The sequence below is a fragment of the Arthrobacter sp. B0316-5-4 genome, from assembly GCF_059090325.1.
On the sequence record NZ_JBNHFN010000007.1, the window covers coordinates 34,028 to 55,971 of the forward strand.

General features: G+C 58.1%; 23 protein-coding genes. 9 read left to right on the top strand and 14 right to left on the bottom strand.

The window, feature by feature from the left end; translation table 11 throughout:
• Positions 1–96: 96 nt before the first annotated feature.
• The 7 genes from AC5RU9_RS20195 to AC5RU9_RS20225 are packed head-to-tail and all read right to left on the bottom strand — an operon-like array spanning position 97 to position 5,752.
• The gene (locus AC5RU9_RS20195; RefSeq protein ID WP_494017885.1) at positions 97–1,056 is read right to left on the bottom strand and encodes a PDR/VanB family oxidoreductase; all 960 of its coding nucleotides are present in this window, start codon (positions 1,054–1,056) and stop codon (positions 97–99) included.
• Between the two features lie 57 nt (positions 1,057–1,113).
• Positions 1,114–1,854 (bottom strand): SDR family NAD(P)-dependent oxidoreductase, encoded by a 741-nt coding sequence (locus AC5RU9_RS20200; protein WP_494017886.1) that lies wholly within the window; start codon positions 1,852–1,854, stop codon positions 1,114–1,116.
• Between the two features lie 7 nt (positions 1,855–1,861).
• Entirely contained in the window at positions 1,862–2,419 is a 558-nt protein-coding gene (locus AC5RU9_RS20205; protein WP_494017887.1) for an aromatic-ring-hydroxylating dioxygenase subunit beta, read from the bottom strand.
• Positions 2,409–3,689, bottom strand: coding sequence for an aromatic ring-hydroxylating oxygenase subunit alpha (locus AC5RU9_RS20210; protein WP_494017888.1), 1,281 nt, complete (start codon positions 3,687–3,689; stop codon positions 2,409–2,411). The genes AC5RU9_RS20205 and AC5RU9_RS20210 overlap by 11 nt, the downstream gene beginning before the upstream one ends.
• Positions 3,686–4,213 carry a nuclear transport factor 2 family protein gene (locus AC5RU9_RS20215; protein WP_494017889.1) on the bottom strand — a complete coding sequence of 176 codons (528 nt, stop codon included), beginning with the start codon at positions 4,211–4,213 and terminating at the stop codon, positions 3,686–3,688. Before AC5RU9_RS20215 ends, AC5RU9_RS20210 begins: the two co-directional genes overlap by 4 nt.
• Positions 4,214–4,216: 3 nt before the next feature.
• Positions 4,217–4,591 carry a hypothetical protein gene (locus AC5RU9_RS20220; protein WP_494017890.1) on the bottom strand — a complete coding sequence of 125 codons (375 nt, stop codon included), beginning with the start codon at positions 4,589–4,591 and terminating at the stop codon, positions 4,217–4,219.
• Positions 4,592–4,612: 21 nt separating this feature from the next.
• Positions 4,613–5,752 carry an acyl-CoA dehydrogenase family protein gene (locus AC5RU9_RS20225; protein ID WP_494017891.1) on the bottom strand — a complete coding sequence of 380 codons (1,140 nt, stop codon included), beginning with the start codon at positions 5,750–5,752 and terminating at the stop codon, positions 4,613–4,615.
• Between the two features lie 52 nt (positions 5,753–5,804).
• Here AC5RU9_RS20225 and AC5RU9_RS20230 point away from each other — a divergent pair, with 52 nt between their 5' ends.
• Positions 5,805–7,436, top strand: a complete 1,632-nt coding sequence (locus AC5RU9_RS20230) for a PAS domain S-box protein (protein ID WP_494017892.1) — start codon at positions 5,805–5,807, stop codon at positions 7,434–7,436.
• A gap of 303 nt (positions 7,437–7,739) precedes the next feature.
• Here AC5RU9_RS20230 and AC5RU9_RS20235 read toward each other — a convergent pair whose 3' ends face one another.
• The 4 genes from AC5RU9_RS20235 to AC5RU9_RS20250 form a co-directional block, all read right to left on the bottom strand.
• Positions 7,740–8,651 carry a LysR substrate-binding domain-containing protein gene (locus AC5RU9_RS20235; protein ID WP_494017893.1) on the bottom strand — a complete coding sequence of 304 codons (912 nt, stop codon included), beginning with the start codon at positions 8,649–8,651 and terminating at the stop codon, positions 7,740–7,742.
• 64 nt (positions 8,652–8,715) lie between these two features.
• Positions 8,716–9,930: an acetyl-CoA C-acetyltransferase gene (locus AC5RU9_RS20240; protein WP_494017894.1), complete on the bottom strand. Its 1,215-nt coding sequence runs from the start codon at positions 9,928–9,930 to the stop codon at positions 8,716–8,718.
• Positions 9,923–11,182 carry a CaiB/BaiF CoA transferase family protein gene (locus AC5RU9_RS20245; RefSeq protein ID WP_494017895.1) on the bottom strand — a complete coding sequence of 420 codons (1,260 nt, stop codon included), beginning with the start codon at positions 11,180–11,182 and terminating at the stop codon, positions 9,923–9,925. The genes AC5RU9_RS20240 and AC5RU9_RS20245 overlap by 8 nt, the downstream gene beginning before the upstream one ends.
• Positions 11,175–11,927, bottom strand: coding sequence for an SDR family oxidoreductase (locus tag AC5RU9_RS20250; protein ID WP_494017896.1), 753 nt, complete (start codon positions 11,925–11,927; stop codon positions 11,175–11,177). Before AC5RU9_RS20250 ends, AC5RU9_RS20245 begins: the two co-directional genes overlap by 8 nt.
• A gap of 737 nt (positions 11,928–12,664) precedes the next feature.
• Between AC5RU9_RS20250 and AC5RU9_RS20255 the strand changes: the two genes are divergently transcribed.
• The 5 genes from AC5RU9_RS20255 (at position 12,665) to AC5RU9_RS20275 (ending at position 16,603) form a co-directional block, all read left to right on the top strand.
• The gene (locus AC5RU9_RS20255; protein ID WP_494017897.1) at positions 12,665–13,504 is read left to right on the top strand and encodes an enoyl-CoA hydratase-related protein; all 840 of its coding nucleotides are present in this window, start codon (positions 12,665–12,667) and stop codon (positions 13,502–13,504) included.
• Between the two features lies 1 nt (position 13,505).
• The gene (gene fabG, locus AC5RU9_RS20260) at positions 13,506–14,246 is read left to right on the top strand and encodes a 3-oxoacyl-ACP reductase FabG (RefSeq protein ID WP_494017898.1); all 741 of its coding nucleotides are present in this window, start codon (positions 13,506–13,508) and stop codon (positions 14,244–14,246) included.
• Positions 14,247–14,338: 92 nt separating this feature from the next.
• On the top strand, positions 14,339–15,148 hold the full coding sequence (locus AC5RU9_RS20265) for an enoyl-CoA hydratase/isomerase family protein (RefSeq protein ID WP_494017899.1): 810 nt from the start codon (positions 14,339–14,341) through the stop codon (positions 15,146–15,148).
• A gap of 82 nt (positions 15,149–15,230) precedes the next feature.
• Positions 15,231–15,728, top strand: a complete 498-nt coding sequence (locus AC5RU9_RS20270) for a MaoC family dehydratase (RefSeq protein ID WP_494017900.1) — start codon at positions 15,231–15,233, stop codon at positions 15,726–15,728.
• Between the two features lie 2 nt (positions 15,729–15,730).
• Complete coding sequence (locus AC5RU9_RS20275) at positions 15,731–16,603, top strand: HpcH/HpaI aldolase/citrate lyase family protein (protein ID WP_494017901.1); 873 nt, start codon at positions 15,731–15,733, stop codon at positions 16,601–16,603.
• 860 nt (positions 16,604–17,463) lie between these two features.
• On the opposite strand, the gene AC5RU9_RS20280 is transcribed toward AC5RU9_RS20275, so the two are convergent.
• A complete protein-coding gene (locus AC5RU9_RS20280; protein WP_494017902.1) occupies positions 17,464–18,096 on the bottom strand; it encodes an isochorismatase family protein in 633 nt (210 codons plus the stop codon).
• A gap of 120 nt (positions 18,097–18,216) precedes the next feature.
• On the opposite strand from AC5RU9_RS20280, the gene AC5RU9_RS20285 reads away from it, so the two are divergent.
• The gene (locus tag AC5RU9_RS20285; RefSeq protein ID WP_494017903.1) at positions 18,217–19,158 is read left to right on the top strand and encodes a GlxA family transcriptional regulator; all 942 of its coding nucleotides are present in this window, start codon (positions 18,217–18,219) and stop codon (positions 19,156–19,158) included.
• A gap of 6 nt (positions 19,159–19,164) precedes the next feature.
• Here AC5RU9_RS20285 and AC5RU9_RS20290 read toward each other — a convergent pair whose 3' ends face one another.
• Complete coding sequence (locus tag AC5RU9_RS20290) at positions 19,165–19,548, bottom strand: winged helix-turn-helix transcriptional regulator (protein ID WP_494017904.1); 384 nt, start codon at positions 19,546–19,548, stop codon at positions 19,165–19,167.
• A gap of 99 nt (positions 19,549–19,647) precedes the next feature.
• On the opposite strand from AC5RU9_RS20290, the gene AC5RU9_RS20295 reads away from it, so the two are divergent.
• Entirely contained in the window at positions 19,648–20,049 is a 402-nt protein-coding gene (locus tag AC5RU9_RS20295; RefSeq protein ID WP_494017905.1) for a nuclear transport factor 2 family protein, read from the top strand.
• Positions 20,050–20,299: 250 nt separating this feature from the next.
• On the opposite strand, the gene AC5RU9_RS20300 is transcribed toward AC5RU9_RS20295, so the two are convergent.
• Entirely contained in the window at positions 20,300–21,352 is a 1,053-nt protein-coding gene (locus AC5RU9_RS20300) for a PDDEXK nuclease domain-containing protein (protein WP_494017906.1), read from the bottom strand.
• 217 nt (positions 21,353–21,569) lie between these two features.
• Here AC5RU9_RS20300 and AC5RU9_RS20305 point away from each other — a divergent pair, with 217 nt between their 5' ends.
• A complete protein-coding gene (locus tag AC5RU9_RS20305) occupies positions 21,570–21,872 on the top strand; it encodes a DUF4193 domain-containing protein (RefSeq protein WP_494017907.1) in 303 nt (100 codons plus the stop codon).
• The last annotated feature ends 72 nt before the right edge of the window (positions 21,873–21,944 follow it).

Sequence of the window (21,944 nt, forward strand, 5' to 3'; positions counted from 1 at the left end):
TAGTTCCGAGGACCAGAAGATGCAGCAAGGCCAGCCCAAGGGCCGGCCTTGCTGCATCTTTTCACTCATTTTTACGGGGGGCCCGAAACCACATCTTTAGAAGATTTCCAAGACCAGACGGGAACTCTTGGCTCTCGAAACGCAGGCAGCGATCTGGTCATTAGCCTTCTTCTCGCTGCTGGACATGCACTGGTCACGATGGTCAGGCTGCCCCGCCAGGACTCCCATGATGCAGGTACCGCAGATGCCTTCCTGGCATGTCGTGTCAACTTCAACATCGTTTTCCGCCAGAACCTGCACAATGGACTTGCCCACAGGAACCTCGTAAACCTCTCCGTCCAGTTCGACCTCAAAGGGAGAGTCGCTGTCAGTATCTACTGGTTCCCCGGCCTGAAAATGCTCTATGTGCACATTGTCTTCCGGGATCACCGCCGCGGCGTGCTTTTGAACACGTTTCATGAAGCCCTCTGGTCCGCAGGTGTAGACATGCGAAGCGGAGGTGAGGCCGACGAAGGCTTTGTCCAGAATGGATGGTTGGTTCTCGCGTTTGAGACCGAAGTGGAAATGGACGCGTTCACCAAATCCACTTTTTCGGCTGAGCAAGTCACAGAAGGCGGCGTCGTCGCGTGATCGTGCAAAGTAATGCAAGTCAAATTCTTGCCCGGCGCGATGCAGGTGGTAGGCGATGCTGATCATGGGCGTGACGCCGATTCCGGCGGCCACAAGTATGTGACGGTCAGCGCCGGGCGCGACCGCAAGAAGATTGCGTGGGGCGCTGATTTCGAGTTCATGGCCGACTGCCACCTGGCTATGGAGGGCTGCTGAACCGCCCCGCGATTGCGGTTCACGTTTGACGGCGATGAGGTAGTCACCAGTGGAGTCCGGCGGGCTGCACAGAGAGTACTGGCGGACCACGGCTGTGGGTCCGACGATATCGATGTGGGCACCCGCCGGGTAGGGCTCGAACGGTGCCCCATCTACGCGCTGGAGGCGGAAGGATTTAATGTTGTTCGTCTCTTCCAGTACTTCAGCCACTCGTACCTTGAACATACCCATGGGGCAACGCTCCTTTCTAGTTTTCAGCTGTCTGGGTTTCGGATGTCCTGGGCGGTGTTAGCGCATGTAGATGCCGCCGTTGATGTCCCAGCAGGCTCCGGTGACCGACGACGCGCCAGGGGAGGCGAGAAGGGCAACTGTGTCAGCGATGAACTCTGCATCCCCGAATCGGCCTACAGGTATGCCCGCCTTGATGGAGTCCAGCTTGGTGGGGTCCACCATTTCGTAGACGACCGGAAGCTCCAAGGGGCCGGGGGAAACGGCATTGACGGTGACCCCGGCGGAAGCGAACTCCCTGGCGAAGACCTTCGTCAGGGTGGAAACGCCACCTTTGGAGGCGGCATAGTGTGCGCCTGTGGCGGTACCGCCGTTATGTCCTGCGAGGGAGTGGATGTTGATGATCCTTCCATAGCCCCGGTCCCGGAAATGTGGAGCGAAGACCTGGCATCCCAGGAAGGTGCCTTTGAGATTGATCTCCACATTGGCTGAGAAGTCGTCGGGGGTTATTTCCAACAGTGGGGCAACCTTCGACCGGCCCGCGTTGTTGACCAGGACATCGGTCCCGCCCCACTTCTTGGCCAGGGCGTCCCGCACTGCTTCGAAATCGTCCTTGTTGCGGATATCCAGTGCTCCTGCCCAGACGGTCTCCCCAGACGGGTCGAGACTGTCCGCGACAGGCTGTACGGATTCGGCGCTGGTACCGGTGAGAGCGACACGGAATCCTTGCTTGTGAAGTGTCCTTGCGATAACCTCACCCAGCCCGCGGGCGGCGCCGGTAATGAGTGCGACGTTGTTCATGGTGCTCCTAGAGGAGGAAGCCGGAGGCGTTTACGGCTGAGTCGGAGTTGACGAGGTGGATCACTTTGAGCTCGATCCGGGCATCATCGCCGACAATCCTGATGCGGTGGATAAGGTCGGCGCCCATCATCTGGAACTTGTCCCGTTTGAACCCCACGAGTACCTGCGCTGACCGCAACGTCACGGTGTCATCCGTGAGCTCCTGGACGGTGAAGCGGGATATCGTCCGGGAAGTACGGGCAGCGGCGACGGCTGACATGGAGTACCCCTGCACCAATCGGGTAACGCGCATGTGGCGCATCCGGGCGTCGTCGTAAACCAGATTCAAAGACGACTCAAAGTCGGCTGCCCCCGGTTCAACGGGAATGACATATTTAGCATCTTCGGTATATAAGGTTTGCCACGCCTCGTAGTCTTTATCGTCGAGAAGTTGGGCTTCAAGCCAGATGAGCTCAATCGCACGGACCACACGGGGGTCTGATAGGTTGCCAAGCCCCAGATCAGAGGGTTTGCGGGCAGGGCGGTTGTCGATTACTTCCACTTCTTGGGGGGCCTCAGTTGTCATCGCTCATCATCCTTTTCCACATTCCATACGCTTCGCGCATGCCCGTTTCATCCGTTACATGCGAGGTCCTCCAGCCTTCTTTAGTGGTCGCTTCCCGTCCAAGACCGCGATTGACCAGGATCGGCATATCCGGGTTGGCTACTGCTCCGCGTTGTACCCGGTCCCACGCTTCAGAGTCATCAGAGGTGCCGAAACCGAAGGGGCCCTGAAAGTGTTCATGGATCCGTAGCCGTTCCCGGTTGACGCTTTCGGGTCCTCCGTCCAAGCCGAGTGCCATGTGCTGAATTTCGGTTTCATTGACGGAAATGGGGCGGAGCACACGGAAGAAGGACATCGACAAGGAGAGGTTGGGAAACAGATTCAAGTTGAAGCCGGCGCCATGCATGGTCCGGACGATGCGTCGCACCTGTTCCGGAGGCATGGTTGCAGACAGCTCATCGATGATGTGGCGGAACCGTTCCTGGAGTTCTTCAGAACCGTCATCCTCGTCGAGGTCAACATGTTCGGTGACCATAACAGCGACGCTGTGCCCGTTGCCTAGTGCATGGGTTACGGCCTTTTCGTCAGTCATAAAGGAGAGCATGTCAGCGGTTTCAGCGTCCACGGAAGCCATCCAGGAGCGGTGCACGATAGGGAAATGGTAGCCATCGGTCGTGTTCTCAAGCTGAATCTTCCAGTTGCCGTCAAACCGGAATTTATGTTCGCCTTGGACCTTCACGGGAAAGTTTGCACTCTGCTTCATAAAGCGGTCGATCCAGAGCTTCGCGTCACCGAGAAATTCTGTGAGGGGTTCAATGTCTGTCTTGAACGAGGCGAAAATGAGGCCGTTGTATGATTCGACCCGCAGCTTTTGGAGGGAGAGTTCCTGCTTTTCAATGACACCCTCGTATCCGTCCGGATACGGAATGCCCCGGAGGTTCCCCTCAAGTGAATACGACCAGGAGTGGTACGGGCAGGTGAACCCGTTGGCTTTGCCCTTGGGAACCTCGCAGACACTCGCGCCGCGGTGACGGCACCTGTTGAGCAGAACGTTGAAGTTACCCTTGCGGTCCCGGTTAACCACTACCGGTTGCAAGCCAACATGCGTCATTTTGAAACTTCCCGCGTCGGGAATCTCGCTCTCGTGAGCGACCCACACCCACGTGCTGTAGAAGATCTTCTCCATCTCCCAATCAAAAATCTCAGGATCGGTATAGAGCCGGGCGGCCACACGATCGTCACCCGCCAGTGCGGAGAAACCTCCGGGCTGGCCTGACATCTGAGAGGTCATTTGTACTCCTTCAATTGCAAGTCAAGTAGTGGTTGAGTCGCTGGTGCATGGATGCCCAGTTCGTGGGAAAAGAGTTTTTGTGTTTGAAAGTTGCTGATCAGGATCCTGTCTCCCTCGATCATGAAGTCGACATTGAGGCGGGCGATGATCAGTTCTCGTCGTTCATCCTGGTATTCAGAGATTTGCTGCATGATCCACTGCCCACTTGCAGCGGCCTTGCGAACTTCGATTTGTCCTTCTCCCAAAACGTGGACATTGGTCCTGAAATGGGGCGCTGGGGGAAGGAAGGACTTGAGCATCGCGAGGATGGATTCGCGGCCCTCAATCCGGCCGAACTTTCGCGCATATTCGGGCCCCACCCCCTCCCACACCGCGTCCGAGGTGAACAGCGCGCCAAGGTCATCGTTCGGTGCTTGCGGACGGGGGATATCGCAGAGATCCAGATACCGGGCAATAGTTGCCCTTGCAGCCTCCTTTCGTTCCAAAGGGGTCCAGGACACGGGCGCCGTTGCGGGTGCTGCCACGGCCTATTGCGCCGTATCCACGTCGTCGCGGATTACGAGGACACGGCCCATACGGGCTTCGACCTTGCCGTAGTGCCACAGTGCGTGTTCACCGACCATTGTGGTCCGGAAAAGGTTGCAGGCCGCTTTCACAGTTTCCTGAGTGTCGACGTCGGCGAGGATGTAACAAGTCCACGGCCAGCCCGTTGAGGGGCCGACCGTATGGGAATCGTCATCCATGTTTCCAATGACATGCACGCCCGGCATGTTGGCCATTTCCGCCATCATTCCGGAGAAAGCGGTCCAGACGCTACCAATTTCGTTCTTGGGTAGGTCGAAGAAGTTCTGGTTAATGCCGATGCAGAACAGCACTCGCAGCGGTTCGGTGGGGGTAGTCACTTTAGCTCCTTGGTGTTGCTTCTAGATGAATGCCGGGATGGCCGGCGGGGTGCCCATGAGGACTGCCCCCGCGCCGTCGTAAATGCCGTCTCCGAGGAATGCATGCTGGGTTACCACAGAGGCGTCCCGGAGGTAGCGCTGCATAGGATTGGAATCGTAAATGGCAGCTGTGCCGGATAGCGTGTAAGCGCTGAGCACTGCTGCGGCACCAACCTTTGCAACGTGGGTAGACGCCAGACGAAGGAGAGCCTTCTGCTTGTCAGTGGCTGGGTCGCCGGCGCTGACAGTCTCGAACACTTCTTCGGAAATGTCGTAGAAAAATGCACGGGCCGACAGCAGAGACGCTTCGGCTTTGGCAACATCTATCCGGTAATAGGCGCGGTCAGCCAGTTTCGGAGCGCCGGTGATCCCACTGCTTCCACTCCCTACCTGGATGGCGTAGTCGAGGGCCGCACGGCCTGTTCCGAGGTTTACAGCCGCGAGTACCTGGGCAGCATACGCAATCGCCGGGTAGCGATACAGCGGCTCATCCACGGTTGGCTCACCACCCCTGATAAATGTCCATTCCTCCGGTACGAACTCGCCCTGCACCTTCAAATCGTTGCTGCCTGTTCCCCTTAACCCAACGACATCCCAGTTCTCTACTATCTCGACTTGGTTAGGGCGAAGCAGGGCCGTGAGCGGCTTCCCGTTGCTTTCGTCTCCGCCTGCCAGCCCAACACCGATAATGTCCGCACCGCGGCAGCCACTTGAGAACTTCCACTCCCCCGTGACATTCCATCCGCCCGGGATCCTGTCCACCTTCTGGATAGGGAAGAGGCCACCGGCGAATACAACATCCGGACCTTGCGCGTATAGCTTTGCCTGGGTTTCAAGAGGAAGCGCAGCAAGATAGACAGCAGAACCGAAACTCGCAACCCAGCCGGCTGAGGCATCAACAGTGGAAATTTGCTCAATTATTCTTAGGAAATCAGCGGGTGGCAAAGCATCCCCGCCAAATTTTTTGGGGGTAGCTGCCCGATAGATCCCGGCCCTCTTGAATTCGTTGATGACATCAACGGGTACTGACTTCTGCTCGCCGAACTCGTCACGGCGACACGCTATCGTCTTCAGCACCTCATCTAAGGCTGCCCTTGAATCCTGGTTCAGGACTTCTGTCATTTTGTGTGACTCCCAGCTTCGATTTGTCTGCTTCAAAGCTATGGGCGCGCGGATGACGCAACAATTGGAGATTCTTCGCGGGCCAGCACAGCATTTCCTCCTGCATCTAAGGGAATCTCCTATGTCGAGCTGTGGCTCTGTGGACGTAAAATTACTTGTGCTCAACTCCTCTCCAGCTAACAAGCAACCGTTTCCAGAGGTAGGGGACTACGCCAGCCTCATTCAGTCCCTGTCATACTGCATCCTCATTCACGACGCGGAGACCAAAGAGATCCTTTGGGGCAACCAGGCAGCATGCGACATGCTCGGATTCGGCCTTAACGAACTGAAACTCCTTAAGGCCCCGGATATGAGCAGCGCTAATCCGAGGTTCATGCGCTCCGTTGGTGTGCATTGGCTACAGGACGCCGCTGACCACGGGACCAGTCGCATTGAGTGGATGTACAAGTCCAGATCGGGGCGGGAGTTCCTCTCGGAAGCGATCGCTGTGAGGGTGGAACTGCGTCGGCGGACGGTCATCATGGTCCAGTTTCGTGACATCGAAAAGGAAGAAGTGCTCAAGTCCGACCTGCAGCGCACTGAGGGAAGGCTGCAGGCCTTCCTCCGGCACATGGCGGAGGGGATCCTAGTCGTGGATCAGGACTCGGTCATCAGTTATGCCAGCGTCGGAGGCGGGGAGCAGCTCGGCACGGATGCAGATGAACTGGTTGGCACTGAACTGTTGGGTATGTGTTCAGCGCAGTCCAGGCCTGCCCTGCAACAGGTCCTGGCGAACCCAGACCCGGACGGTTCCCCGGTGAGCCTCCGTCTGGAAATTTTCCGCCCCGAAGGAAGCACGGCTTGGTTCGCGGCGAGTTGCCAATACATCGCTCTGGAGCACGACCTGACGGGCACCCTCGTGCTTCTTCACGACATATCCAGCCAGGTGGAATCCGAGGAGGAGCACCGCAGAGACCTCGAACACCTTAACTACCTGGGCCGGTACAACGCCATGGGTGACATGGCTATGGCAATCGCCCACGAACTCGGCCAGCCTCTTGCCGCTGCAACTAACTTTATTGAAGGAGTGGCCCGTAGATTGGGCAAGCCAGCGACCAGCAGCCTCGACTTGGAATATGGATTAGACAACGCAAGAAAGCAGATCAACAGGGCCAACCAGATTGTTTCCAGTCTCCGCGCATTCGTCGTCCAACTTGAACAGTCCGAACAGATAGTCGATCTGAATGACATTGTAGAAGACTGTCTCTACTTCATCATGCTCCGGGCCCAACAACATGAAACCGAAGTTCAAGTCGTCAGGAGTGCCCTTCCCATCTGGATTCGCTGTGAGAAAGTCCTAACCGGACAGGTGATACTAAATCTCTGCCACAACGCCATAGACGAGATGTCGGGGTGGGCGCCGAAGGAACGCCACGTCACAATCACCACCTACGCCACAGCTGAAGCCGGTGTGTTCCGCGTCGCTGATCGAGGCAAAGGGCTGGCCCACATCCCCGATGGCCGCATTTTCGACGGAGCCTTCACTTCCAAGTCCACGGGCAGCGGGATCGGCCTCGCCCTTAGCCACCGCATTATCACCCGGCAACAAGGCCGCCTTTGGGCCGAAGAAAATCTATCTCGAGGAGCATCCTTCATCTTTGAGTTGCCGCTGGCCCTTCCTGAGCGCGGCCTATACGAAGAATAACCAGCATCAACTTCGTACAGACCGACGCCGCAAACAAAGAAGCACTCCGCGCAGACGCGGTGGCCGGCTTGACTCCTACAGCTCGGCCCGGTCGGCAAACGGCCGTCCAAGTGCCCCAGGCGAAATCTGTAGATGAATTTCCGGATGGCTAGTTACGGGCATTCTCCACTTTGCCTAGGGAAAGCAAGTCGTCAACAGCCCGAAACTACGAGCTCCTCCCCAGTAGCCCACGCACTACGCTGCGCCCTGTCTGATGGGGCTGTTTGTGCCTCGCACATCGCGACATGCAGTTCAGGGGGCGGACTATGTGAGTCTGTCCGGCTTGGGGATGCGGCCAACGATGTCCAGGAACCGGTGCAGCAAGGGACTTTCGTTGTCGCGACGCCACGCAAGAACAAGGTCACTTACAGCAGACTGCCCCACGAGTGGCTTGTGTACGGCTCCTGCCACTTTGATGTTTTGGACAGACTCCGGGGCGAGGGCCACTCCGAACCCCGCGGCGACAAGACTTACGAGTGTTGAGGTCTGTGTAGCTTCTTGGACAACGCGCGGGGCGAAGCCTGCCTCGACACAGGTCGACATTGTTAGTTCGAACATAGCTGATCCGGTCCGGCTTGGATATGTCACGAAAGGCTCGTTGGCCAGATCGGTTACTTGGATTGCTTCCTCGCAGGCCAGTCGGTGGTCTTGGGGGAGCACGACTGACAGCTGTTCCTGCCAAATTACCCGAGATTCAATTTCCGGATTCGATGGCCGCTTGCGGCCAAAACAGACATCCAGCTGCCTGGTGACCAGCGCGTCGGTCTGCGCTGGAGATAACATTTCACCCTCGGCATGAAGAACCGCGTTGGGTATTTCCTTGCGGAAGGCACGCGCAACCAACGGGAGCAGCGAGTAGGTATTTGATCCTGTAAACCCTACCCGGAGGCGCCCGGTCATACCCAGCGCGGCATATCGGGCCACTTCTGCAGACCCGTCGACTGCCCTAAGAATCTTCCGTGCCTCTTCCTCGAAGGCCCGTCCCGCCGGCGTAAGACTTACTGACCTCGTCGTGCGATGGAACAGTTCCGTGCCGATGGCCTTTTCCAACTGTCGAATCTGCCGACTTAACGGCGGCTGTTGCATATGCAGGCGTTCTGCCGCCCGGTTGAAGTGCAATTCCTCGGCGACTACGAGGAAATAGCGAAGGTGCCGGAGTTCCACGGAGTTCAGCATTGCACACCTTTAACGCCTTGGCACGTCTTCCTTGCAGTGCTAAGCATCTGTCCGTGCTGGCAGGTCATGGGACGCGGGCGAAAACGGCAGCGAGTCCTTGGCCGCCTCCAATACACATCGTCTCTAGTGCGAGATCAGCCGAGCGTCTGTGCATCTCCCGGGACAGCGTTGCCAAGACCCTTGCTCCCGTAGCGCCGACTGGATGGCCAAGGGAGATACCGGAACCATTTACGTTCATCCGGGCAAAGTCGTCTTTTCCAAATCCCCACGTTCGAGTAACTGCAAGGGCCTGGGCAGCGAACGCCTCATTGAGCTCAATCAGATCCATGTCGGCCATAGTGAGACCTGCCTTCTCCAGCGCCATGGCCGAAGCAGGTACTGGACCGATTCCCATTGTACGAGGAGGAACTCCCGCAACAGCCCATGAGACAAGCCTAACAAGCGGACGAAGACCGAGCTCCTCGGCGCGATCTGGGTGCGTTACTAGACACATCGCTGCGGCATCGTTCTGACCGCTCGAGTTGCCTGCGGTGACAGTCGCTCCAGGCATGTCAGATTCCATCATGGGCCGGAGCTGCGTTAGCCTGGCCATTGAAGCGTCGGCGCGGGGGTGTTCGTCGCGGTCGACGTGATTGATTTCTCCCCGTCGGCCGGGCACTTCAACATGTACGATCTCGTCATCGAAAAGGCCTGAGTTCTGGGCGGCGACGGCGCGCCGGTGAGATTCCACAGCAAAGGCGTCCTGCTCCTCGCGGCTGATGCCGAATTCCACGGCTAGATTCTCGGCCGTCTCGACCATACCGCCAGGCACTGGATAATGACGGCCGCCCGCCATAACTCTGGCGCGTGCAAGGCTGTCGTGAAGAGCGATGTCGCCTCCCCGTTGTCCCCAGCGGATTGCGGTTGAGTAGAAGGTAGCATTACTCATGCTTTCGGTTCCCCCAGCGGCAACAACATCCATCATGCCGGACTGTACCTGCATGGCTGCGGAGAGCACTGCCTGGAGGCCGGAGCCGCATCGACGGTCAACGTGGTAGCCGGGTACCGAAGTCGGCAACCCTGCGTCCAGGGCCACTACGCGTCCTATAGAGGGAGCATCGCTCGAAGCGTTGCAGTGCCCCAGCACGACATCGTCAATCTCTCCCGGGTTGATTCCTGTCCGAGAGATGACGCCACGAAGTGCAATGGCACCGAGCTCGGCTGCGGTTACATCCTTCAACGCGCCGCCGAATCGGCCGATAGGGGTACGGAGGGGCTCGCAAATTACTATCTCACGCACGTGCGGTGTCCTTACTCTTGTCTAGCGCAATCTGTCTAATCGGCTCACTCGCGTGGCCGAGGTCGAGCATTACGTCGATTTCCTGATTGGTAAGGCCGGTTTCCAAGAGTACGTCCCTGCTGTGTTGTCCCAACACGGGTGGCGCAAACCGCATTGTCGGGGGGGTCGCCGAAAGTTTGACTGGATTGCCGAGGCTTCGGACGTGGCCGACGGTACTGTGCATCAGCTCCACGATCATGTCCCGCTCACGCAGAATAGGATCTGTGAGCGCCTCGCCGACCGTGTTAACGCGCGAAGCCGGCACGCCCGCCGCATCTAGCTTCTCAAGCCACACAGCTGTAGCAGCTGTGCCGAACCGGTGCTCAAGTAATTCGCGCAGTTCTGCGCGATTGGCCACCCGCTGAGCGTTGGTCGAAAAACGATCATCTGAGGCCAGATCGTCTAGACCCAGCGCACACGCCATCCGGCTCCACATCTTGTCGTTGCCGGCGGCAACCATGAGCATGCCGTCTGCTGCCCTAAAAGCCTCTGAAGGGACTATGCTCGGGTGACCTGTACCATAACGAGCAGGAACGTCTCCTGACGCGAACCACGCGCCGGCAACATTTGTTAGCCACGATACTTGGGCGTCGAGGAGCGAGATGTCAATGTGCTGCCCCCGGCCTGACTGGGCGCGGCTGACCAGCGCAGACAAAACGCCTATGACCGTCCACATACCCGCACTAATATCGGCGCTGGCGACACCCACTCGCGAGGGATTACCCGCCCGGTCGCCGGTGATGCTCATCAAACCACTACGAGCCTGCATGATGGGGTCGTATCCTGGCTTCGCTGCTTCCGAGCTGGTTTGCCCGTAACCGCTGATGGATGCGTAGATAAGGCCCGGATATCTGGAACTAAGCTCGGGATAACCGAGCCCCAACTTGGCGGCGACACCCGGGCGGAAATTCTCCACCACGATGTCAGCGTCAGCAACCAGCCGGTGAGCTACAATTTTCCCACCCTCCGATTTTAGATCCAAGGCAAGGCTACGCTTGTTTCGGTTAACGCTCAGGAAGTATGCGGACTCTTGGTCAATAAAGGGCGGGCCCCACTGCCGGGTGTCGTCACCTCGCCGCGGGTCCTCGATCTTGATGACATCAGCTCCAAGATCAGCGAGAATCATGGTGGCGAAAGGCCCGGAAAGGACCCGCGTGAAGTCCACTACCTTGAGCCCGGTCAACGGTCCGGCTGAGGGCGTCTGCTTATCCACTGAATACGCCCCCCGCACGACCGAGTGAACGACCCCCATCAATCACGAGATTATGACCGGTGATGTACGATCCGAAGTCGCTGAGGAGGTAAACAGACGCGTTCGCTGCCTCCTGTTTCGTCAGCATCCTCTTCATAGGAACAGCCTGCACCTGCTCGTCCCACTGTCCCTCTTTCCCGAAGAGGAACTGCATTGCCCCGGTGTCCTCAGTCGGCCCGGGCGTCATCACATTTACACGGATGCCGTGCTCGGCCCAGGCGGCGCCGAGGGACTTGGCCATCGCGATAACCCCTGCCTTTGCGCTGGTTGAGTGCACAGTGCTGGGACCCCCGATGATCGCCGCAGTTGTCCCAATGCTGAGGATCGATCCGCCGCCACCTCTCGCGATGAGGTGCCGCCCAACCGCCTGGCTAAAGTTCCAAGTACCATCCAGCACAATCCTCACAACGGCAGACCATGCGTTGGGAGAAAGGTCTTCCGGCTTAGCCTGAAAGTTGCCCGCCGCGCTGTTGACGAGATGGTCGATCCGTCCCCATCGGTGAACTATGTCGTCTACAACCTTGTCGGCGTCCTGGCGCTCACGCACATCCATCGGGTAGGTGAGCACCCGCACGCCATGAGCTCTCAACATTTCAGCGGTAGCCTCCAGTTGCTCAGCGCGACGGCCGACTATCGCGACATCGGAACCGAGCCTTGCCAACTCAAGTGCTATCGCCTCACCAATTCCTGACGAGCCGCCTGTCACGAGCGAGACGCGACCTTCGAATGAGCCATTAGGAAGCAATTTTGGTCCTACCTTTCAATTTCACTGGTTGGCCGTCGCAGGTTTGCAAAGACCGAGAGCACGTCAAACCCATGCCCCGCTAACATATGGAATTGCTCTGATACTTACAAGGACTTTCTAAGTTGCCATTGGTACTTCCTAAGTATCGTGGCCGAGAATCTTATTGATACCTGAATACGAACCTATTGGGCGGATTATTAGTCCTTCACGCACAAGCAAAAGTAGGTGACTGTAGTTGTTGGGCTATCTCTATACCGGAATTTGAGGAGTTTTCTTGCAGCAATTCCATGGTTTCCTTACTTCCGACAACTCGGTTGCATTGACCCGACTCACTGCTTCTGGTCCCACCACCGGTCAAACACCTGGGAGGACATATCCCAGGAACGCTGTGCGAGTAGTGGCACCGCATCCAGCGGTTTGGCTCACGGATGTGCTGCCGGCGCCGTTACACCTTGGCTGGAAAGCGCGTGGGAATGAAGCAATGGTGGAGAACGTGGGCTGCGGAAGGACCGAAAGGCCTGCCGATGTTCGCACCATCAGCAGTTCAGACATGGTGAAACCGTGAACGGGCATGTCCGATACAAGTTGAAGGACTTTGGGCAGGCCGCGGCTGGTCCATTTCGAAGACCTTCCGGTGGAGATTCGACCGTAGAAACCGGGCGGCAATTTGCCTCCATAAGAGAAAGCAGGCATCAGCGATGACTTCTGAAGGTACCGACGATGTCGTCCTATGCGAAGTTGACGGACGAGGCGTTGCCCGGCTTACTCTCAACCGGCCTCGGCAGGGCAATGCTTATAACCGCGAACTCCTCGAGAATCTCAGTAACGCCGCTGACGCACTATCCGTACGGCAGGACGTAAGGGCAGTGCTAATTACGGGCGCTGGACGGCATTTCCAAGTAGGAGCGGATCTCAGGTGGCTCAGCACACTTCGCAATTCTGGACCTAGGTCTAACCTCGAAGCGTCAGATCTGATTGCAGCTACTTTTAAGAAGCTCCGTGATCTCCCCACTCCGTTAGTTTCTGTTGTCCAGGGTTCCTGTTTCGGCGGTGGAACGGGAATCTTGGCAGCATCAGATATCGTTCTGGCCTCGGAGAGCGCAACTTTCTCGGTAGCCGAGGTGCGTTGGGGGTTGCAACCCTCGATAATTCTGCCCCAACTCATTGCGGCGATGTCCCAGCGCCAGGTTCGCCGCTACGCGATCACAGGTGAACGGTTTGGGGCAGCCAGAGCGGCCTCCGTTGGCCTGGTCCACGAAGTCGTGACCGGTGGCGAGCTACACAGTCGGAGCGATGAAGTTCTCGCTGAGATCCTGCGCAATGGCCCAATTGCCGTTCGCGCCACCAAAGCTCACATTAACTTATGCAGCACCGGCAAGCCTGGAGAAGTAGAGAGGTTGTTGCTTCAAGATCACTCTACTGCTCGTCAGTCAGGAGAAGCCGCGGAGGGCGTCGCATCCTTTCTTGAGGACCGGCTGCCCACATGGCAGGGAGCGCGAGACAACGTTGAAAACAAACAGAGCATGGAAAGGAAATGATGTGGAACTGCTCAAAGGCAAGGTAGCCATAGTCACGGGAGGGGCACAAGGAATCGGTCTGGAGATCGCTCGTTCTTTCATACAGCACGGAGCACGGGTGGTCGTAGGTGATATCAATGAGGATGCTGGATACGCGGCGGTCGAAGAACTCGGCGGCTCGAATGTCGCCAAGTTTTTCCGCTGTAATGTAACGTCGGCCTCCGATATCAGCAGCATGCTTGATGTCGCCGAAGCAGGGTTTGGCCCCGTGGACGTCATGGTGAACAACGCAGGTCTGACCCGCGATGCCACCATGAGAAAGATGTCCGAGCAAGACTTCGACGACGTTATCGCGGTTCACCTCAAAGGGTGCTGGCTCGGTACAAAGGCCGCCGCAGCCAGAATGCGTGATCAAGGCCGGGGTTCGATCATCAATATCTCGTCGATCTCCGGCAAGGTGGGAATGATTGGTCAAACGAACTACTCGGCGGCCAAAGCCGGCATCGTGGGGCTAACAAAAGCCGCGTCTAAGGAAGTCGGCTTCCGAAACGTGCGAATCAACGCCATCCAGCCAGGCTATATTCGCACCGCGATGACAGAGGCTATGCCGGATCACGTAAAGAAGCAGAAAGTGACGGAAGTTCCGATGGGTCGGGCCGGAGAGCCGGCCGAGGTGGCGGCGGTGGCGACATTTTTGGCAAGCGACATGTCTAGCTACATGACGGGCACAGTTCTTGAGGTTTCTGGTGGCAGGCACATCTGATGAATCATCGAAAGACGCACCGAGATGCGTAGGACATCCTTTTCCGGTGAGAACCAATATGGCTTCATCCCTTTCGGACGATGGGTTAAGCCATGACTGACAACACGTTGCTTGTCTCACGACTGGGCGCGGTCCAGACGCTGACGATCAATCGTCCCGGAGTTAAGAACGCGGTTGATGACGGGACCCTGCAACTCTTGCAGGATGCGCTGCGCACAGCACGGGAAGATCCTGACGTCCGCGCAATCGTAATAACAGGAGCGGGGGGAGACTTCTGCTCCGGAGCGGACGTGGGTGCGGAGCGGCGAAGGGGACACCCTGTCGACAGAATGCGTTGGTTTGGAGAAACAGCCATCATGCTTCACGAGATGCCCAAACCCGTCATTGCCAAGGTTTCTGGCGTTGCCGTCGGTGCTGGTTGCAACCTTGCAATGGCCGCGGATTTTGTTGTCTCAACGCCCGATGCGCGTTTTTCCCAGATATTCTCACGGCGCGGCCTCTCCGTTGATTTTGGGGGCACTTGGTTGCTTCCCAGGGTTGTGGGACTTATGCAAGCCAAACGCTTGGCTCTCCTCGCGGAAATTATTGACGCTCAGGAAGCCCTGCGTCTTGGTCTCATTACCTGGATCAAACCGATCGCGGAGATCGACGGATTCGTCAGTGACCTGGCTGACCGCCTCGCGAACGGACCTCCCATCGCAATGGCTCAGTCGAAGGCAATGCTAAACCAGGCAACCGGGCAGAGCTTCCGCGAGGCAATCGAGAACGAAGGAAGGGCGGCAGCCATCAATCTCGCCACCGATGCATTGGAGGCACGGCGGGCCTTCACTAAGAAGGTCTCCCCAATATTCACGGGATCTTGGCAAGTAGTGTCGACCGAGCCGGCTGAGAACGCCCCTTAGCCGCGGATCCCTTCGCGAACATGCCGCAGGACAGCCTCCTCCAGCACCAGAAACAGCTCTGTCTACCAGCTTGCCGCAGTCTATGCGGAAACTACTTAGAAAAGGGATAACGTTGCTTGTCATTGAAAATGTCCACGAGCTTATAAATCGCGTTGGCACCACTCTTGGTGTCAGTGATTGGGTAGAAATAACTCAGGAAAGAGTCAACACATTCGCTGATGTGACTGGAGATGGGCAGTGGATTCACGTCGATCCAGTCGCGGCCAGAAACGGGCCATTTGGGACCACGATTGCGCATGGGTTCCTGACACTGTCCCTCCTTCCTGGGATGGCAAATCAGCTCTACCAAGTGAATAACGTAGCGTCGATAATCAACTACGGTGTCAACAAGGTTCGCTTTCCATCTCCAGTGCATGTTGGATCGAAGGTACGGGGAAGATTTGAACTCCTATCGGCAACTGAAGCCAAGGGACGGATGGAAGTAGTAACGCGTGTGACATTTGAGGTGGAGGGACGCGAGAAACCCGTGTGTGTCGCGGAATCGGTTCGTCTCTATGTCCCCGGGAAGAGTGAGGCTTAACCATGGCACCCGAGAAGGAGCGAACAACTCCACAAAGCCGACGATCCGCGCTGTATGTACCCGGGAGCAACCAGAAGGCACTGGCTAAGGCAAAATTCATCAACGCAGATGTGCTGATATTCGATCTCGAAGACTCGGTGCCTCCGACCCGCAAGGACGAAGCGAGGCGTGCTGTCCTAGAGCGCGTTGCTTCAGGAGACTACCCCGGCAGAGAACTAGTGATCCGAATAAATGGGATTGGCACTCCATGGCACTCCGCGGACGTGTCCGCCGTAGCGGCTTCGAACTCGGCCGGCATACTGGTGCCGAAAGTCGAGTCGCCCGACGACGTCAGTGAGTTGTCAGAGCTTCTGGACCGGTGTGGTTCGAGCAGTTCTTTGTGGCTCATGATCGAAACACCTCGCGCCATCCGACACATCTACGAGATTGCCGAAGCAAGTATTCGTACCGAGGCACTTGTCTTTGGTACGAACGACTTCATCGCAGAGCTTGGGGCACGGCATGTCAAAGGACGCTCGCCCATAGTTTCCTCCCTCGAAATAACCGTCCTGGCAGCGCGTGCCGCCGGAATATTGGCGTTGGATGGCGTGTTTAACGATGTTGGCGATGAATTTGGATTTGAGGAGGAGTGCATTCAAAGTCGCGACTTCGGATTCGATGGGAAGACATTGATCCATCCGAGCCAAGTTGTCCCCACAAATATTGTTTTCACGCCGTCGGCGGAATCTGTGGAAGAGGCTAAAGAAGTCATCTCAGCCTTCGAGATTGCGTCCCGCGCTGGTTTTGGCGTAGCCACTGCCAATGGACGCATGATTGAAGCGCTTCATGTGCGAGAGGCGGAGCGGACACTAAGGCTGGCAGGGCTCTCGGACTAGACGATATCGGCAGGAACGTGTTGGCCAATGGTTCATCGGCAATGACGGAAGAACGCACAGCGCCGCAACCTCAAGCTAACCCATTGTAGGAGCGCCAGGAACGGATGGTATGCGCCGACACTGATCTGGCAGCGGGTGGTGTAGCTGGAAGAAGGCCACTTTGACATGGTCCAGTGTGACGGAGGGCCGCCCGCCTCCCGCAGGACAATTGATATCCCGATCGAGGTCAGTGTGCCGTCCACCCATCCAACCCAACCGTCGACGATGTGTTCTCCAAAAACTGCGCTGGGCTCGCAGGATGGTGATGGCGACATAGCCTGCTGAGGTGTTCAGGCACAACGCAACCTTCGCACAGGAATTGTTATCTTGGGCTACTGCTCCCCCACGGCTCCCGTTCCAGCCGCGGATAACCTGAAGTGACTCCAGCCACGGACGGAACGGGGCAGTTTTTACCGGGTGGTGCGGCCTTGTGCGTCGGAGGTGATGGGATCGCCTTTGGTCAGCGGCGCGCCCTTATGCACTGCTCCGGTCTGGGTTGCCGTGTCGGTGACGGCCGCCCGGTCGAGTGCAGCAGGTCCATGAGGGTCTCATGGACCTGGCGTGCTGGCGGCTTGGAGGCGGCGCTAGTCGGGTGCGGCCGAGATGCAGGCGCCGGGTTTTTGGCCAGCCGGTGGTCCTGGACGGCCAGGGCGGCGAAGAGGCCATTAGCTGCCTCGGGGTCGATACCGACGGTGAGGCAGCCAATGATGGTCACGTCACAAGGGCCCACGCCGAGATCGCCTTGAGCAGCTTTTGATGCTCGAAACTGATCAGCTTCGAGCATCCGGTGACCCCTCACCGGCTACTGGAGAAGATCATGATTATGAGTGTAGTGCGGCTCCTGCCATGGCGGAGCTGCCCAGATCGCTCTTTTCCAGGGCCTGCCCGGACTCAACGGCTTTGGCCCATGCTTCGGTGGGTGCAACCGCAGCCCAGTTGGAGTTCAACAGCGCCATCAAGGTGGTGTGCACGGTCTTCGCGTCAGCGGTTCCTGCGTGGTTGCTAAGGTTGATGGCCCCCGTGGCATCAGAGAGAACTTCTGAGGTGAAGCCAAGGAACTCCGCTTCAACGGCTGAGGCCAGGATGCAGTTGTTGGTCATGTAACCCACCAAGGTGACAGTATCGACGTCGTGCTCGCGCAGCCACGCGGCAGCGTCGGTGCCGGCGTAGACCGAGCCGTACTGCTTGACCACCTCTTTCCAGGACCCGGTCCTGCGGGCTTCTACATCAGGGTGCAGCTCATATTCGGGTGTTCCCGGGGCGAAGACAGGTGCGCCTTCTCCTTCGTTGTGCTGGACTACCGCAATGGGGATGCCGGCGGCAGTTGCAGTATCGATAGCCTTCACGATCATCGAAAGTGACTCTTGGTGGTCCGGATACTGAATTTCCAGTGGGCCGCTGAAGTACTGCTGCTGAACATCGACCAGGATAAGGGCTCGGCGTGGTGTGCTCATGGTGTGCTCCTGAAGTGAAGAGATGGCTGTTCTTCCATCATTCGACCTATGATCTGCGGGTACCAGTGGCACGTATGCCCATATACGATTGATTCGGGCCAAATGGTGAAGGAGCACAGTTTGAAGATCGCGGTGTATGTCTTCGACGGCGTCACGATGTTTCACCTCGCAGTACCGCAGATGGTCTTCGACGAGGTCTCGCGTCAGGGGTTAGCCGAGTGGAATACCGTCCTGTTCTCTGACCGGTCGGGTAACGTCCAAACCGCTGAGGGGTACTCGCTGGGGGAGGTCCAAGGACCCTCGGCCGCGGAACAGGCCGACGTCGTGGTGGTGCCTTCCTGGTTCGACGAAGAACGCGAGCCCAACGAAGCCCTCAGCGAAGTCCTGCAGCAGGCCCACGGCAGGGGCGCAACCATTGTGGGCCTCTGCTTGGGAGCCATTCCCGTTTCCGACGCCGGTCTCCTGGACGGACGTTCTGCCGTGACGCACTGGCAAGCCTTTGATACCCTCGCTGACCGGCACCCCGACGTCTCCCTGGACCAAACTGTGCTGTACATCGATCATGGGGACGTCCTGACATCTGCCGGTACAGCGTCCGGACTCGATGCTTGCCTGCATGTTGTGAGGGGCCGTTTAGGCGCCGAGGCAGCCAACCAGGTGGCGCGAAGCCTGGTCATCGCTCCGCACCGTGAAGGTGGACAGGCCCAGTACATCGAGCATCCCCTTCCTCCGCGCGCCGAAGGCGATCCGATGGCGCGATTGCTTGAGTGGGCCATGGGCCGGCTGGGCGAAACCCTCAGCATTGACCGGCTCGCGGCCCAAGCCCACATGAGCCGACGAACCTTCGTGCGCGCCTTCCGCGCGTCAACCGGGACCACACCGTCGGCCTGGATCCGCACCCGCCGGCTGGATGCTGCCCGCCGTCTGTTGGAAACCACCGACTTGTCCATTGACCAGGTCGCGGCCGACTGCGGCTTCGGGAGCGCCGTGACCCTCAGGCAGAACTTTGCCGGCGCTTTTTCCACCTCGCCCACGGACTACAGGCGCCGTTTTACCGCCTGACACGCTTTACGGCAGGACGCGTGTGCCAGGTCGTTCGTCGTAGGCATCGCGGGCGGCCAAAACCTCGCTGATGTGCTCTTCGGCCCAGTGTCCCAGTGCTGCCAGGGGCTCACGCAGGCTGTGGCCCAGTGCGGTCAGTTCATACTCCACCCGCGGCGGCATCTCGTTGTACGCGGTTCGCTCGAGGATCCCGTCGCGCTCTAAATCCCGCAACGTATCTGCAAGGACCTTGCCGCTGATGCCATCCACCTCTTCCCGGAGCTCTCCGAATCGCAAAGGGCCCTTGCTCAGGGCTATGACGATCATGGCGGTCCACTTATTGGCGATCTTCGCGAGGGAAGTGCGCGAGGGGCACGTTGCCACCATGATGTTCCAAACCGGTGCATCCATCGAACACAGCTCCTTTGTGAACACGGCTCCGTTAGTTACGTTGATGTAACAGGTTACCAAATGTAACTATAGGCGGGTACGGCAACTTGAGGAGAACCGATGAACGATCAGACGCCAGCGGCCGTGGCCGCCTCGTACTTTGATGCACTTGGCCGGGGAGATGTGCCGGCTGCAATGGGACTGCTCAGCCCTGACGTGGTGTGGCATCAGCCAGGGTCCAACCGCTTTGCAGGTGACCATACGGGACTCGACGGCGTGGGTGCCTTGTTGGGCGGGATGATGGAAACCAGCCAAGGAACATTCCAACTCAGTGTTTCCGGGCCGGCAATGGTCAACGGTGAGTTCGTGGCCGTCCCCGTCGCGTTCTCGGGCACACGCCCCGACGCCTCCATGGACATGGCCGGCGTAGACCTGCTTACTGTCCGCAACGGGAAGATCGTAGAAGTCCGACTGTTCTCGGCAGACGGAGCAGCGGAAGACGCATTCTGGGGAAACGCCTAATTAACAGCCCAAGCGATGCGATGCCGCGCTGGCTGCTCTGGCTCGCGAACCTTCCACGCCGTGAAGGCCCGGATGGTTTGTCGAATGGATACGCCGAGCAGGACCCGACATAGGGGTGCTTATCGGCGTTATCTGGGTGCAGCACCGGTGTCGATGGTGGGTAAGGTCAATTGTCCAAAGTTCTTTGGACAATCTGGTTTGCCAATTGGCCCATTAGCTTCTGCTGAACCTGGTTCGTCTCGGGTAGTACCTAGCCGGGCTGCGGTTCTCCTTCGCCGGGTTCTGCCCATTCGAGGGCCGCGACGAGATGTCCTTCGTTGGGCAGGGCCTTTTGCTCGGCTGCTGGGAGTTTATCGTAGGTGTAGGCCGCGACGGCCATGGGAGAGGTGGAGCGGCCGAGGCTGTACCTGACGCTTCGGTCGTTTTTGGTGCCGCAGATCAGGATGCCAATGGTTTCGTTGTGATGTTCACGGCGAAGCACGTCATCGACGAGCGCGACGTAGAAGTTCAGTTTGCCGGCGTACTCGGGCTGGAACTTTCCTGTTTTGAGCTCGATAACCACATACCGGTTCTGGTCCATGTGGAAGAAGAGCATGTCGACGTAGTAGTCGTCGCCATCGACATCGAAGTGGACTTGCCGGCCGACGAACGAAAATCCGGGTCCGAGTTCACGCAGGGTTTCAGTGATCCGGCTGGTCAGCGCCAGTTCCAGGTCTCGTTCGGCAACTTCACCTGACAGGCCCAGAAATTCGAAATTGTAGGGGTCCTTGGCGACCTGCTGGGCTAGCTCGGAATCTTGTCCAATAAGCCGTTGGACAAAGTTCGACGGCGCCGCGCCGGTCCTTTCCAGGGTCCGGTTCATGATCATGTTCAGCAGGACGTTGCGGGACCATCCGTGCTCAACTGCGGCGCCGGCGTACCAATCCCGGTCACGTCGATTGTCCAGTTTGTCCAGCAGCACCGTGATGTGGCCCCACGGCAATTGTCCAACAGCCTGTTGGACAATTGAATCCGGCCAGGCGGTTGCGAATCCCCGCATATAAAAGAGGTTCGATCGCGAAAGGCCCTTCATATCCGGGAACTCTGCCCGGAGATCCTCAGCCAAGCGTCCCATGACCCCGCTCCCCCATTGCTCGACCTGCTGGCGCTCCAACACGGTCTTCCCGATCGACCAATACAATTCGATCAGTTGTGTGTTGACGGTTCGAAGGGCGGCCTGACGCGCGGACCGGACGCGTTTCTTGAGCGCTGCCAAAAGATCGGTGTAGCCCGCGGGCAGGGCCAGGGCGCGTGCGTCAGTCATGCACTCCACCCTAATAGGCTGCCACTGGCGCTCAAGATTCAATCGTCCAGACTGCGTCTGGACGATTGACTTCTTCGCGATGGGAGATGTGGCTCCCCGCGGAGCAATGTTCTCCAACTACGTCTCTTCTCCAGCCCGTTTATCCGTGGGAACAATGACGCGGTGGTGCGCGTTGCAGTGTCGTCAGAACCGAACACCAGAAAAGAGAATGACTTAAGTGGCAACTGATTACGACGATCTCCGCTCCGACGTCAAGGAGTCTCAGGATCGCTCGCTGGAGGCCCTGAAGTCTGCCAACGCGCCTGATGCCCGCAGCGTGGTCACCGAATTGGACGAGGCAGATGCCCTTGATGAGGGCCTGACACCCGGAGGAGAAATTGTCTCCGAGGAGCTCATAGTTCAGGTCATCCCTCAGGCCGAAGACGAGTTCACCTGTTATTCCTGCTTCTTGGTCCGACACCGGTCCCAACTGGCCCGTAAAACCAATGGCCATTCATACTGCATCGAGTGCGAAGGCTAAAGCCGGGTACGACAGCGAATTGGACGGCTTCGCATAATCGGGCCAGGAGCCGCCAGATCTCGAATGTCCGGA